Annotated in this window: 10 protein-coding genes, 1 tRNA gene and 1 pseudogene; 10 read left to right on the top strand and 2 right to left on the bottom strand. The window is 69.9% G+C overall.

Annotated features, from left to right (window positions below; genetic code table 11):
- Positions 1-143 precede the first annotated feature (143 nt).
- The 9 genes from ACFVYI_RS02390 (at position 144) to ACFVYI_RS02350 (ending at position 11,665) form a co-directional block, all read left to right on the top strand.
- Positions 144-1,355: a DNA polymerase III subunit delta' gene (locus ACFVYI_RS02390; protein ID WP_387880637.1), complete on the top strand. Its 1,212-nt coding sequence runs from the start codon at positions 144-146 to the stop codon at positions 1,353-1,355.
- A 210-nt stretch (positions 1,356-1,565) separates the two neighbouring features.
- A complete protein-coding gene (locus tag ACFVYI_RS02385; protein WP_387880636.1) occupies positions 1,566-2,705 on the top strand; it encodes a hypothetical protein in 1,140 nt (379 codons plus the stop codon).
- Positions 2,706-2,785: 80 nt separating this feature from the next.
- Entirely contained in the window at positions 2,786-4,462 is a 1,677-nt protein-coding gene (locus ACFVYI_RS02380; RefSeq protein ID WP_387880634.1) for an alpha/beta hydrolase, read from the top strand.
- A gap of 112 nt (positions 4,463-4,574) precedes the next feature.
- A complete protein-coding gene (leuE, locus tag ACFVYI_RS02375) occupies positions 4,575-5,231 on the top strand; it encodes a leucine efflux protein LeuE (protein WP_387881006.1) in 657 nt (218 codons plus the stop codon).
- Between the two features lie 81 nt (positions 5,232-5,312).
- Positions 5,313-5,389 (top strand) — tRNA-Thr (locus ACFVYI_RS02370).
- 436 nt (positions 5,390-5,825) lie between these two features.
- The gene (locus ACFVYI_RS02365; RefSeq protein ID WP_387880631.1) at positions 5,826-7,082 is read left to right on the top strand and encodes an ATP/GTP-binding protein; all 1,257 of its coding nucleotides are present in this window, start codon (positions 5,826-5,828) and stop codon (positions 7,080-7,082) included.
- Positions 7,082-7,747, top strand: coding sequence for an RloB family protein (locus tag ACFVYI_RS02360; RefSeq protein ID WP_387880628.1), 666 nt, complete (start codon positions 7,082-7,084; stop codon positions 7,745-7,747). Before ACFVYI_RS02365 ends, ACFVYI_RS02360 begins: the two co-directional genes overlap by 1 nt.
- A gap of 92 nt (positions 7,748-7,839) precedes the next feature.
- Complete coding sequence (locus ACFVYI_RS02355; protein ID WP_387880625.1) at positions 7,840-10,440, top strand: N-6 DNA methylase; 2,601 nt, start codon at positions 7,840-7,842, stop codon at positions 10,438-10,440.
- Positions 10,430-11,665 carry a restriction endonuclease subunit S gene (locus ACFVYI_RS02350; RefSeq protein ID WP_387880622.1) on the top strand — a complete coding sequence of 412 codons (1,236 nt, stop codon included), beginning with the start codon at positions 10,430-10,432 and terminating at the stop codon, positions 11,663-11,665. Before ACFVYI_RS02355 ends, ACFVYI_RS02350 begins: the two co-directional genes overlap by 11 nt.
- Here ACFVYI_RS02350 and ACFVYI_RS02345 read toward each other — a convergent pair.
- Together ACFVYI_RS02345 and ACFVYI_RS02340 are read right to left on the bottom strand one after the other, a co-directional pair.
- Complete coding sequence (locus ACFVYI_RS02345) at positions 11,655-11,876, bottom strand: DUF397 domain-containing protein (protein WP_387880621.1); 222 nt, start codon at positions 11,874-11,876, stop codon at positions 11,655-11,657. The two genes, ACFVYI_RS02350 and ACFVYI_RS02345, sit on opposite strands and share 11 nt — an antisense overlap.
- Positions 11,869-12,660 (bottom strand): annotated as a pseudogene (locus tag ACFVYI_RS02340) (Scr1 family TA system antitoxin-like transcriptional regulator). The gene ACFVYI_RS02345 and the pseudogene ACFVYI_RS02340 overlap by 8 nt, the downstream one beginning before the upstream one ends.
- A 475-nt stretch (positions 12,661-13,135) precedes the next feature.
- Between ACFVYI_RS02340 and ACFVYI_RS02335 the strand changes: the two are divergent.
- Positions 13,136-13,348, top strand: a complete 213-nt coding sequence (locus tag ACFVYI_RS02335; protein WP_387880619.1) for a hypothetical protein — start codon at positions 13,136-13,138, stop codon at positions 13,346-13,348.
- Positions 13,349-13,442: the final 94 nt, after the last annotated feature.

Raw genomic sequence — 13,442 nt, 5'->3', positions numbered from 1 at the left:
TGCGGCCGGGGCGGTGCTCCGGCGGCACCGCCCGCCGTCGTACCGGGCACGTATGCTCGACCGCGGGTGACCGTGCCCGGAGCGCCGTCCGGCGCGCGGGCGGGCGGGATCCGGCGCAGTCCGTACCGAGCTTGGGAGCAGCAGTGGCCGTCTGGGACGACCTGGTGGGCCAGGAGCGGGTGGTCGAGCAGCTGACCGCCGCGGCCCGGGCGGCCGGGGCGATGGCGGCCGCCGGTCGCGGGGCCGCGGCGCAGCCGGGCGGGAACGCCTCGCTGATGACGCACGCCTGGCTCTTCACCGGCCCGCCCGGAGCCGGCCAGGTCACCGCCGCCCGCGCCTTCGCCGCCGCCCTCCAGTGCACCAGCCCGGACCTCGCGCTCGGCGGCACACCCGGCTGCGGTTTCTGCGACGGTTGCCACACCGTGCTGGCGGGCAGCCACGCGGACGTGAAGTACGTGCGCACCGACGGCCTGTCGATCGGTGTCGGCGACATGCGTGCTCTGGTGCTGCGGGCGTCCAGCTACCCGACCGGCGGGCGCTGGTCGGTGATCCTGGTCGACGCCGCCCACCGGCTCACCGAGGCCGCCGCCAACGCCCTGCTCAAGGGCGTGGAGGAGCCCTCCCCGCGCACCGTCTGGCTGCTCTGCGCGCCCTCCGTGCAGGACGTGCTGCCCACCATCCGCTCGCGCTGCCGCCTGCTGGTGCTGCGTCAGCCCGCCGCCGAGGCGGTCGCCGACATGCTGGTGAACCGCGACGGTGTCGACCCCGGGACGGCCCGGCTGGCCGCGCTCGCCGGGCAGGGGGACATCGAGCGCTCCCGCCGGCTGGCCGTCGACGACCAGGCCCGCACCCGGCGTGCGGAGGTGCTGCGGATCCCGCTGGAGGTCGGCGACATCGGCGGCTGCCTGGCCGCCGCCCAGCGGCTGGTCGACACGGCGAAGGCCGATGCCGAGGCGCTCGCCGAGACCCAGGACACCAAGGAGACCGACGACCTCAAGGCCGCGTACGGCGCGGCCGAGGGCAGCAAGACGCCGCGCGGCATGGCCGGGGCGGTCAAGGAGCTGGAGAAGCGGCAGAAGAGCCGCGCCACCCGCACCCGCCGGGAGACGCTCGGCGTCGCCCTGCTCGACCTGCTCGGCTTCTACCGGGACGTGCTCGCCCTCCAGCTGGGCTCCACCGGCTCGCTCGCCAACGAGGACCAGCGGCAGGCGCTGAACCGGGTCGCCCAGGCCGGCCCGCCGGAGGGCACGCTGCGGCGGATCGAGGCGGTGCTCGCCTGCCGGCAGGCGCTGGACCGCAACGTCGACCCGCTGCTCGCCGTCGAGGCGATGACCGTCGCGCTGAGGGCGGGCTGAGGGGCGACCCCGTCGCCGGTAGGGCTTCCCGCGCTATCCGGGTGTCCCACCTTCGAGTGAACGGACCGTACGCGCCGGGCACACCTGCGTGTGACCGCCGGGTCGTCTTGCACGCTGGGGCCGACTGCGCCCCGACGCCGGGGCCGTCGCGTCCCGTCCGGCACCGGCCCCCTCCGGTCGTCGGGCCCTCCTCCCGAGGCGGTGCGTCCCATGGTCCGTTCGCTCCTGCTCGTTCCCCTACTGGCAGCCGCCGCAGGCGGCATCTGGCTCGCCCGCGGTGCCCTGCTGCGCTGGCGTGACCTGCGGGCCGCCGAGACCTACGAGCTGACCGGAGATCAGCGGCCGATGCTGCTGCGCGCGGCCGGTGCGATGGTCTGCGGTGTCTGCGTCACGGCACTGACCCTGCTGACGGCCCTCGGCACCTTTGGCGGCTTCGGCGGGTCGGCCTCGCGGTCCGACTCCGCGGAGCTCGCCGCCGACACCGCGGGCGAGGGCGGGGCGCGGCAGGCCGCGCCCCCCGCCGTCGAGGCACCCGCCCCGGCCGCCCCGGCCGTCGCGCCCGCTCCGGCGCCCGCCCCGGCGGCCGTGGCCAGCCGGTTCGACAGCGTCGGCCATCCGGGCGGCGGTGAGCTGCTGCAGTCCGCCGTCCCCGGCCCGGACGGGCACCCGCGCAATGTCCGGGTCTGGCTGCCCGCCCAGTACGCCAAGGACCCGAACGGCCGCTTCCCGGTGGTCGTGATGCACGCGGCCACCCCGCGCAAGACCGCCGACACCGAAGTCCCGGACGTCTTCGAGGGCCTCGGCTCCGCCGTCCAGAGCGGCAAGGCCCGCCCGTTCATCCTGGTCGCCCCCGAGGCGCCGAACGGCACCGAGCACCCGTGCGACCTGGTCGCCGCCGCCCCGCTGGCCATCGCCGACGACGACGCGCTGCGCACCACCATCGCGGCCACCTTCCGCACCCTGCCGCCCGGCCCGGCCTCCTGGGGCACGCTCGGCGTCGAGGGCGGCGCGCCCTGCGCGGCCGCCGCCGCCCTGGCCCGCCCCGACCTGTACGGCGCGGCCGCAGCGGTCTCCGGCCGGTACGACACCGTCGCGCTGACCCGGACGGGGGCCGAGGCCCCGGCCAATGCCGCCCCGAAGCTGCTGCTGGCCGCCGCCAAGGCCGATGCCGCCGGTCTGGACGCGGCCCGCAAGCTGCAGGCGGCGCTGCGCGGCGGCACCGGTGCGGCGGCCCGCGCCGACGTCCGGATCTCCGAGAACGTGCAGGACTACACCGCCGACCGGGAGCGGCTGCGGCTGGTCCGGCAGGCGGCGCAGTACCTGGCCGAGACACTGGCCAAGGCGTCCTGAGCAGGGTGTCGGCGAAGGCTACGCTGCGCGGTACCAGGGGTGTCGGCAGCGGCCGCGCCCCCGCACCCGAAGGGGACCGGATGAGGGCAGGGCGGAACGGGCACGGGCGAGCGGTGGCTGCGGCGCTGGCCGTCGCCGGGCTGCTGGTCGGCGGGTGCAGCTCCTCCTCGTCCACCCCGGGGGCGGCGTCCTCGGACGCCGGCTCGTCCTCCGCCGCCGCTTCGGCGCCCCCCGTCCGGCCCGGCACCACGCCGCTGGAGCCGCTCCCGGCGGCCGTCCCCGCCGCGCTGGCGCCGTACTACGGGCAGCGGCCGACCTGGCAGCCGTGCGACGACGGCTTCGAGTGCACGACCTTCACGGTGCCGCTGGACTACGAGCACCCGGGCGGTGGCGACCTCACGCTCTCGGCGGTCCGCGCGCTCGCCGCCCCGGCCGGCTCGGGGTCGGGGGCAAGAGAAGGGGCAGAGCCAGGGGCGGGGTCCGGTTCGGGCTCGGGCGGCGCGGGGGGCGGCCGACTCGGTTCGCTGCTGCTCAACCCCGGAGGCCCCGGCGGTTCGGCGGTCGAGTACGTGGAGGCCGTCGCCAAGACGTACGACAGCGCCGTGCGCGCCCGGTACGACCTGGTCGGACTCGACCCGCGCGGGGTCGGCCGCAGCAGCCCGGTGACCTGTCTGACCGGCGAGCGGATGGACGCGTACACCGCGGCCGACATCACCCCCGACGACCAGGCCGAGATCGACGCCCTGGTGGCCGCCGACCGGGAGTTCGCCGAGGGCTGCCGGCAGCAGGCCGGCGACCGCCTCGCCCACCTCAGCACCGTCGAGGCGGCCCGCGACATGGACATCCTGCGGGCGCTGCTCGGCGACGAACGGCTCAACTACGTGGGCAAGTCCTACGGCACCTTCCTCGGCGCCACCTACGCCGGGCTCTTCCCCGGCCGGACCGGCCGGATGGTGCTGGACGGCGCGATGGACCCGTCGCTCGACGCGCTCAGCGGCAACCGGACCCAGGCCGGCGGCTTCGAAACCGCCTGGGCGGCCTTCGCCGAGGACTGCGCCAAACGCGAGGACTGCCCGCTCGGCCGCACCGAGCAGCAGGTCGGCGACCAGCTCACCGCCCTGTTCGCGGCCGTCGACGCCAAGCCGCTGACCACCGCCGACGGTGCCCGCCGGCTCACCGAGTCGCAGGCGACCACCGGTGTCATCCAGGCCATGTACGCCGACTTCCTCTGGCCCAAGCTGCGCACCGCGCTCGCCGACGCCAAGGCCGGCGACGGAACCGCCCTGCTCAAGCTGTCGGACTCCTACTACGAACGCGGCCCGGACGGCTCGTACCCCAACCTCATGTTCGCCAACATGGCGGTGAACTGCCTGGACCTGCCCGCGCCGTTCGCCGCCCCGGCCGACGTCCAGCAGGCGGTGCCGGACTTCGAACGGACCTCGGCACGCTTCGGCCGGGACATGGCCTGGATGGCGCTGACCTGCACCTACTGGCCGGTCAGGGCCACCGGTGCCGCGCACACCGTCCGGGCCGCCGGCGCCGCCCCGATCGTGGTCATCGGCACCACCCGCGATCCGGCCACCCCGTACGCGTGGGCCCAGTCCCTGGCCGGGCAGCTGGAGTCCGGTCGGCTGCTGACCTTCGACGGTGACGGCCACACCGCGTACGGCCGGCACGACGCCTGCGTCGACGGGGTGGTCAACGGGTACCTGCTGGGCGGTGCGGCGCCGGAGCAGGGAAAGCGCTGCGGCGGGTAGGGCGCGGGCACGAGGGTGGCGGGGCGCGGGTGATTTCGGCTTCAACTGTCGACCGGTGCGACGTTACGATGAGCGCCCCGCCACCCCTGCCACCACCTCACCGGAGCCCACCGTGCTCGGAGTCAACGACCTGGCGACGTACATACTCGGCGCCCTCGTGATCATCCTCCTCCCCGGCCCCAACTCCCTGTACGTGCTGTCCGTCGCCGCCCGCAAGGGCGTCCGGACCGGCTACACCGCCGCCGCCGGCGTCTTCGTCGGCGACTTCACCCTGATCAGCCTCACCTCGCTGGGCGCCGCCTCGCTCCTGGAGGCCAACCCGGCGGTCTTCGCCGTGGTGAAGTTCGGCGGCGCCGCCTACCTGCTCTGGATCGGCATCGGCATGCTCCGCGCCGCCCGCCAGCTCTGGCGCGAGCACCGCGCCGCCGCGACCGCACCCGAGAACTCCGCGCCCGCCCCGGAGTCCGCCGAGCGCCCGTTCCGCCGCGCCCTGGTGATCAGCCTGCTGAACCCGAAGGCGATCCTCTTCCTGCTCTCCTTCTTCACCCAGTTCGTGGACCCCTCCTACGGACAGCCCGCCCTCTCCTTCGCCCTGCTCGGCGGCATCCTGCAGACCTTCAGCCTGCTCTACCTCTCGATGCTGATCTTCGCGGGCACCACCCTCGCCGCCGCCTTCCGCCGCCGCAAGCGGCTCTCCGCGGGCCTCACCAGCGCGGTCGCCGTCCTCTTCGCCGGTTTCGCCGCCAAGCTGGCCGTCTCCTCGGCCTGATCGGCCGCCGCGGAAGCCCGTTACGGATCACCCGCGAACCTGTGTAGACTGGCCCGCGTTGCCACCACGTGCGGCAACGGTGCCGCCTTAGCTCAGTTGGCCAGAGCAACGCACTCGTAATGCGTAGGTCTCGGGTTCGAATCCCGAAGGCGGCTCCATAGTGAACCCCAGGTCAGGCCTCTGACCTGGGGTTTTCGCGTTTCGACGACCATGGAAGTCAGGCAAATCGGGCACCTGAACCCTGTGCATCGCAATGCGTAGGTCATCGGTTCGTTAGCGTCATCGATTCCCAAGGTGGCGCCTGTGACCTGCAGTTTCGTTGATTGCGATGGGTTCTGGCGGTTCCTGCTGGGTGGCCTCGGTGGACAGTCGGTGGACGGCCGTGCGTGATTCAGCGTCAGGAGCAGCCGCGCTGGTCGTTGGAGGAGTGCCTGCGGGTTGCTCTGGTTGTGGCGTTCCGACAGCAGGGGCCGAAAGCGGAACGCTGGGTCGGCGCGGGAATCGCTTCTGGGGCTGAGTCAAAGATCATCGTTCAAGCAGTTCGATGAGGCCTTCGCCGCTACTCTGATCGCATCGACGAGAGAGGGGGACGGGATGCTGCTCCGTTTCCGTGTCGCGAATGTGCGATCACTACGGGACGAACAGGAGCTGTCCTTCGTCCTTCCCGACGGTGAGTCGGAGATTGCGTCGCGTGAGCTTCGAACTGGCGGTGACCGTTCGGTAACCGTGCTTCCTCTGATCGGAATCTTCGGCGCCAACGCTTCGGGCAAGTCGAACGTGCTGGCTGCCCTGACCGACATGAGGTCGGCCGTCCTCAACTCATACGCGCGTTGGGCTTCGTACGAGGGGATCCCTCGCAGACCCTTCGCCTTGAAGGCCACGGACGAGAACGAACCCAGCTTCTTCGAAGTCGATGTCGTCATCGACGAGGTGCGCTGGACGTACGGGTTCGAACTGGGGCCGAAGCGCGTCGAAGCCGAGTGGATCCACAGCTACCCCCGTGGCCATCGCCAGGTGTGGCTCGACCGTGACGCCTCGCGGCCTGAGGTGTACGAGTGGCCGGGGAGCCGGGTCAAGGACCGAGCTCAGCTTGCGCGGCGTACCCGACCCAATGCCCTTCTCCTGTCCACGGCAGGCACGGACAACCACCCCCAGCTCTCCGTGCTCTTCCACTGGTTCCGCCGGAATCTCTGGATCATCAATCCGGAGGACGAACGGGAGCAACGGGAACAGTTCACGACACGTGCCCTCTCCGGCAGCCGGGCCCACCGGATCAATGAACTGCTACGGGTCGCCGACCTGGGGATCACCGGAGCGAACGTCGTTCAGGACGAAAAGGGGGGAGCCAGGGTGAGGCTCACCCATCAGTCGACCGGGGGTGATGTGGCCTTCGACTGGCGTGACGAGTCGCTCGGCACCCGTTCCTGGTTCGCACTACTCGGCCCCCTCTTGTTGGCGCTCGACGAGGGCGCGGTGTTGCTCGTCGACGAGCTGGACGCCAGCCTGCACCCGCGCTTCGCCGCCGAGGTCGTCCGGCTCTTCCACGACCCCCAGGCCAACCCCAGTGGGGCGCAGCTCGTCTTTACCTCGCACGACCCGTCCGTCCTCACCACTCCGAGCGGTGGGCGCCTGCTGGAGCCGGCTCAGGTGTGGCTGACCGAGAAGGACCAGGACGGGGCCACCGAGCTGTACCCGCTGACCGCCGCGGCGCCCGGTGCTGACGAGGACCTTATGAAGTCCTATCTGGTCGGCGCCTTCGGCGGGGTCCCCTCACTCCTGGAGGGGCAGATTGCCCGGCGGCTTCTGGCTGTAAGCGAGTGGGAGCGTGAGGAAGGGGCGGGGCGGAACTGATGGCGCGCACACGTGGGAACGAATCGCTAGGGCCGACGAAGCAGCAGCGTGGCCAGCGCCGCCGCGTGGTCCATGTCTTCACTGAGGGGCGGGTCACCGAACCCACCTACATCGAGGTGGTCTCCGATCTGGTCCGCCTCCACGACCAGGGGGTCGAAGTCCGGATCGCCAACGCGAATGCCCCGGGCTCCCAGCGCAAGCCGATCAAGCTGGTTGAGGCGGCGGTGCGGCTCATGCGGGAGGAAGCCCGCGCCGCGAAGCGTAGCGGCGTGAAAGAGGAGCTGTGGCCGCAGGTCTGGTGCCTGTTCGACCGGGACGCGCACGAGTCGGTCGACGCGGCGCTCAAGCAGGCCCGCGAAGGTGATGTCCAGATCGCTTTTTCGCACCCGTGCTTTGAGGTGTGGCGACTGCTCCATCACAAGCCGGTGACCGGCACCTTCGGCGGCGTGTGTGGAGAGGCGGAAGCCAGGCTGCCGTTCGTCAAGGAGCCCGGGAACATCAAGGTGGTGCTACCGACGCAGATCAAGGGCGGATTCATCAAGGCGAAGGCTCGGGCCGAGAAGATGAACGGGGAGCACGGCAAACACGTGCCGCTGACCCAGCGCGACCCGTACACCGACGTGCACGACTTCGTCGAGAAGGGGCTCGGCATCACGGCGTACTGAGCAGCAGCCCACCGGTTCGGATGAACGGTTTCCTCTCGGTCGCCCCACCCCCGTAGGGTTCCTACGTCAGACCGGTCGTAGGGAGTCGTACGTTGGCCAAGCTCACGCTCGCGCAGTTGGAGCGGCATCTGTTCGCCGCCGCGGACATCCTCCGCGGCACGATGGACGCCTCCGAGTACAAGGACTACATCTTCGGTCTGCTGTTCCTGAAGCGGGCCAACGACGAGTTCGAGGCCGCCCGCGACCAGATCAGGGAATCCGTGGCTGGCACGTTTGGGTCCTCCGGGGAGCTGTTGGACGGCTACCTGGAGCAGAAGTCCACGTACAGCAAGCGCGACGTGTTGTTCGTCCCGCCGGAGGCCCGCTGGGAACAGATCTCCTCGGCTACCCACAACATCACCGAGGAACGACTGCGCCCGGCCCTCCAGAAGCTGGAGGCGCAGAACGCCAAGCTCAAGGGTCTGTTCGACCACCTCGACTTCAACCGGATCGGTGGCTCCGGCGCGGCGGCGGGCGCGGCCAAGCTCGCCGACCAGCGGCTGCAGCTGCTGATCACCCACTTCGGGCGCATCCGGCTGCGGACGGACGACTTCGAGTTCCCCGACCTGATTGGCGCCGCGTACGAGTATCTGATCAAGGAGTTCGCGGACTCAGCCGGGCGCAAGGGAGGCGAGTTCTATACCCCGCGTGCCGTCGTCCGCATGATGGTCGAACTGCTCCGCCCCCAGCAGGGGACGCGCATCTACGACCCGTGCGTCGGCTCCGGCGGCATGCTCATCCACGCCAAGGAGTACGTGGAGGAGCACGGCGGCGACACCACGGACATGTACTTCGCCGGTCAGGACGCCAACAGCGGCGCCTGGATCATGTCGACGATGAACATGGTGCTGCACGGTGTGCGCCGCTTCGACCTGCACACCGGCGACACCCTCGCCGAGCCTGCGCAGGTGCCGGAGTCCGACGCGGACCGCTACGACGGGGTCCTCAGCAACCCCCCGTTCTCGATGGACTACACGCTCAGCGGCCTCAAGTTCGCCGCGCAGCGTGCGGCCTTCGGGGCCACGAGCGAGCGCGGCAAGGCCGACCTGATGTTCCTCCAGCACATGCTCTGGATGGCCAAGCGGGAGGGGCGCGGCGGGATGGTCATCACGGTCATGCCGCACGGCGTGCTGTTCCGCGGGGGCGGCGAGCAGGAGATCCGCACCAAGCTCCTCGACGAGGACGCGATCGAGGCGGTCATCGGCCTCGCCCCGAACCTCTTCTACGGCACGGGTATCCCGGCCTGCATCCTGCTCTTGCGTCCTCCGGGGAAGAAGGACCCCAAGCTGGCGAACAAGGTCCTGTTCATCAACGCGGACCGGGAGTACCGCAAGGAGTCGGCGCAGAACGTCCTGCTGCCGGAGCATGCCGAGAAGATCACCTCCACCTTCCACGCGTACGCGGAGGTGCCGGGCTTCTCACGACTGGTGAGCCGTGAGGAGCTGCGCGACAACGGCGACAACCTCAACATCCGCCGCTACGTGGACAACACGCCGCCGCCGGAGCCGCAAGACGTGCGGGCGCACCTGGTCGGCGGGGTGCCGCGCGCGGAGATCGAGACGAAGAAGAAACTGCTCGACGCGTACGGGGTGGGCCTCGCCGATCTCTTCGCCGAGCGCGACCCGGTGGACCCCGAGTACGTGGACTTCCTGCCGGAGGGGCAGCGCCCGGACGCGGCCCGGCTGGCGGAGCTGGCCCGCCCCCGGGAGGACGCGCTCCGGGGCGTGTTCGAGGAGTGGTGGCAGGCGGAGGTTCAACGCCTGGAGGCAGTGGCCGCGACTCCCGAGCGGCTTGCGGACCTGACCCCCTCGGAGCGCAAGGCCGCGCTGATGGCCGTGCGCGGCGAGCTGATCGAGTCGTTCGTGGAACGTCTGGGCCGGGTCGGGCTGCTGGACCGGTACGCTCTCGCGGGCGCCGTCGCCGGCTGGTGGTACGAAGCCAAGTACGACCTGCTCACGCTCTCCGAGAACGGGTTCGCGGGCGTCCTGGAAGGCTGGGTCGAGAACGTTGAGACACTGCTCGCCCCCGAGCAGGACCCGAAGACCCGCAAGCTGCGCAAGCGTACGGCCGCCGAGCGGCGCCAGGCGTACGACCACAAGGTGGTCGCGGCGATCCTTCCTGACTTTCTGGAGGAGCTGGCGGCGGCGGACGCGCGGAAGGCGGAGCTGGACGCGCGGTGGAAGGAACTCAACGCAGAGCCGGATTCGTCGGAGGACGGCGAGGGCGGGGACGAGGAGGACGGCGACGCTCCCACACGGGAGGAAGTCGCTCTGAGCGCCGAGCAGTTGGCGGAGCTAGCGTGGGTGAAAAAGGAACGTACGAAGGCGGGCGCTGTGATCAAGCGCCTGGAGGCGGAGTTCTGGTTCCCGTGGCCGAGCGACCCGCCCACGCTGGGCGAGGAGCCGCCGAGGCTGTTCCGGGCACGGGAGGCGCTGGACGTGGCAGGGGAGCGGCGGGTGGTGCTGGACCTGCTACGGGACGACCTGGTGGCGAAGCTGGACGGGCATGTGGTGCGCCGGCGGCGGGAGTTGGCGGACGCGTACAGGGCGTGGGAGAACAAGTACGCGGTGTCGCTGCGGGAGATTCGGGCCGAGCGGGAGAAGGCGGCGGCGAAGCTGGACGGGTTCCTGAGGGAGCTTGGCTATGCGAACTGATGCCGAGGTTCAGTGGGTTCCTGTACGTGACGTCGGCGACGTCCGGATGGGTAAGCAGCTTTCGCCTGCGAGCAAGGACGCGGCGGGGCAGCGTCCGTACCTGCGGGTCGCGAATGTGCTTCAAGGGCGCATTGACTACACAGACGTGAAGATGATGGGTTTCAGCGACGCAGAGCGTGAGGCTTACGGTCTCAAGCCCGGCGACATCCTGCTGAATGAGGGACAGAGTCTGGAGCTTGTTGGCCGCAGCTCTATTTACGATGGCGCCGAAAATGACTTCTTCTTTCAGAACACGCTCGTTCGCTTCCGCCCGAGTGACCTGGTTCTCCCGGCGTACGCGCAGGTAATCTTTGAGCGCTGGCTGGCCCATGGCGTTTTTGCCGCTATCGCCAAGCAGACGACGAGCATTGCCCATCTTGGCGGGGAGCGGTTCGCATCGTTGAGTTTCCCGCTCCGGCCACTTGCCGAGCAGCGGCGGATTGTAGAGGTGATCGATGCCGTGTCGGCGCAGGAGCGAGCCATTGAGGCGTCGATCGCGAAGCTCAGCAGCATGCGGCTGGGAGCGTTGGCTGCGGCTTTCTCGCCCTATAGTGTGAGTGCTGAGGAAAAACTCTGGATCAAGCGGCCGCTTGAATATGTTGCTCATGTGGGAGGTGGCATCGCCCTCGGTGGCGTAGCTGCCAGCGGGGGGACGGTGGAAATTCCATACCTGCGTGTGGCAAATGTGCAAGACGGATTCATTTCCACGAGTGAGATGAAGAAGATTCGGGTAGCGCCTGCGGAAGTTGAGAGGTTCCTGCTCAAGCGCGGCGATGTGCTTCTCACGGAGGGGGGAGATCTCGACAAGCTTGGGCGTGGAGGTGTCTGGGACGGGCGCATCGACCCCTGCCTGCACCAGAACCATGTCTTTCGCGTCCGTTGTGTAAGGGGAGAGATGGTGCCCGACTTTCTCGCTCTATACCTGGCCTCGCCCGAAGGTCGCGCGTACTTCTTGCGAGTGGCCAAGCAAACTACGAATCTTGCATCCGTCAGTTCATCCCAGATCAAGGCGATGCCAGTGCCTTGCCCTCCACTGCCAGTGCAGCAGAGGACTGTTGAGGAATTCGCCACCCACGATGAGTGTCTCGCCGAGGAGGGTCGGGAGCTGGCCAAGACTCAAACTCTCAAGCTGGGCCTCATCGATGCCCTTCTTGCTGGCGGGGATGCTGGAATGGTCAGACCGTGAACTCCCCGTCCTTGACGGATGCAACGAAGGATGACCAGGCATCCGTCGGGAAGACCAGCGCCGGGCCGTGCGGGTCCTTGGAGTCGCGGACAGGGACACCCGACGGGTAGCCGTCCAGCACTTCGACGCAGCTGTCAGCTTGGGAGCCGCTGAAGGATGACTTGCGCCAGCCGCTCAGCGACGAAGCGTGCGGGATGGTGCGCTCAGTCATGGTCTCCATAGTCATTCGCTCTCGCCCTCAGGAGGGGGAGTGACTCTCTCATCGGCAGTGCATCGCCCAGCGCAAGAGCGTAGGCGCTCTGGTTCCTCGACCATAGCCGGACTGTCGAACACCTTGCCGGTGCGCAGAGCCTCCGTGTAGGCGATTGGGGGCTGGTCCTCGAACCACATCAGCGTCAGCATGTTGTACAACAGGGGGTGGTACCCCAGGTCGAACGGCAGCACGTGGACGCGTACGCGCCGAGCCTCGATCAGGCGGATGATGTGCGTGATCTGCTCGGCCATGACGCCAGGACCGCCGATCGGGCGCCGGAGGACGGACTCGTCAAGCATGGCCCACAGTACGGGCATCACCGGGTCGGCGAGGATCTTCGATCGTTCAAGGCGTGCGACAACGGTCCTGTCACATTCTGCTTCACTCCGAGGAGGGAAGGCCGAGCCGAGAACTGTGCGCGCGTACGATTCGGTCTGGAGGATGCCGGGGACGAAGGTCAACGCGAACTCATGGATCGTCGTGGCCTGCTGTTCCAGGTGTCGCGCAGTGGCGAAGTGATCGGCGACCGCCGCGTCGTCCTGCGGCAGGAAGCTGGTCAGCACATCTCCGGTGTTCAGGGCCTTGTCCAGGCGCCGCGCGTCGTCCCTGGACGGGATACGGCGGCCGGCCTCGATGTGTGCGATGTGCGAGCGGGTCATGAACGCCGCGTCGGCCAGCTCCTGCTGGGTCATCCCCGCGCTTCGCGTTGCGCCTTGAGCCAGTCCCCGTAGATGCTTCCCATCGTCAACCCCCGTGTGACGGACGCCGTGTCACCTGCCAACCACTGGCGAGCCCAACCCGGCCCGTCTCACTCTGTGAGTGGATCGCTACGCAGCGATGCCGGGCCGGGAATGTCCGGCCGTAGACCGAAGACCCCCGCGACCGCTTGCGGCCTGGGGGCGGGGCCCTCAACTACGTGGAGTTGACGACGTGTTGCACTGTATCGCCCGTGTCTTCGAGCCGCTGCTGCGGCTCCTGTGGCCCGCCCCGGGCCGCCACCGCGTGGCCAGCTCACCGTCCGTGAGTGCGCTCCCTGTGACTCCGGCGCGCCTACGGCGTGCGCGGAAGTGCGCCGTGTGCTGCACGGAGGTGGCCGCGTGATCGGCCAGCCGGGCGGGCGGCGCCTGCTCCCGTGGACCACTCCGGAGGGGAACCCTTGCTTCCTCGTCGGCGGTGGGGCTGGTCGCGTCTCCCGGACCGCCGACAGGGTCGAGCGCGTGCAGCTCGGCATGGCGGCCGAACTGCTCGGCCACGCCGCCGAGATGCTGGTCGACCGCCGGGCCACCGCAGTGCAGCTCCGCTTCCTCGCCGCCCGTCTGGCGGAGTCGCTGCGCGACGTCCAGCGGATCGCGGAGAGCCGGGGTGCCCGCCTTCCCGAATCCGCCTACGACGTCACCGAGGAGAGCGGCCCGCCCCAGTCGGAGGCCTGAGCCGCCGGACCCGCCGCACTCCCGTTCGTTCGAGCACTCCCGCCGTACCCCACCCATGGCGCAGAATGGATCACCTGGGCGGTGATCGGCGGGG

It is taken from the genome of Kitasatospora sp. NPDC058218, from assembly GCF_042882445.1.
Classification (GTDB): domain Bacteria; phylum Actinomycetota; class Actinomycetes; order Streptomycetales; family Streptomycetaceae; genus Kitasatospora.
This window is presented reverse-complemented; position numbering and strand designations above follow the sequence as displayed.

What these genes read in the sequence shown, in the direction of transcription:
- ACFVYI_RS02380 (WP_387880634.1), top strand. Translation starts at nt 2,786, where the DNA reads ATGAGGGCAGGGCGGAACGGGCACGGGCGAGCGGTGGCTGCGGCGCTG.
- ACFVYI_RS02365 (WP_387880631.1), top strand. Translation starts at nt 5,826, where the DNA reads ATGCTGCTCCGTTTCCGTGTCGCGAATGTGCGATCACTACGGGACGAA.
- ACFVYI_RS02345 (WP_387880621.1), bottom strand. Translation starts at nt 11,876, where the DNA reads ATGACTGAGCGCACCATCCCGCACGCTTCGTCGCTGAGCGGCTGGCGC.
- ACFVYI_RS02385 (WP_387880636.1), top strand. Translation starts at nt 1,566, where the DNA reads ATGGTCCGTTCGCTCCTGCTCGTTCCCCTACTGGCAGCCGCCGCAGGC.
- ACFVYI_RS02360 (WP_387880628.1), top strand. Translation starts at nt 7,082, where the DNA reads ATGGCGCGCACACGTGGGAACGAATCGCTAGGGCCGACGAAGCAGCAG.
- ACFVYI_RS02350 (WP_387880622.1), top strand. Translation starts at nt 10,430, where the DNA reads ATGCGAACTGATGCCGAGGTTCAGTGGGTTCCTGTACGTGACGTCGGC.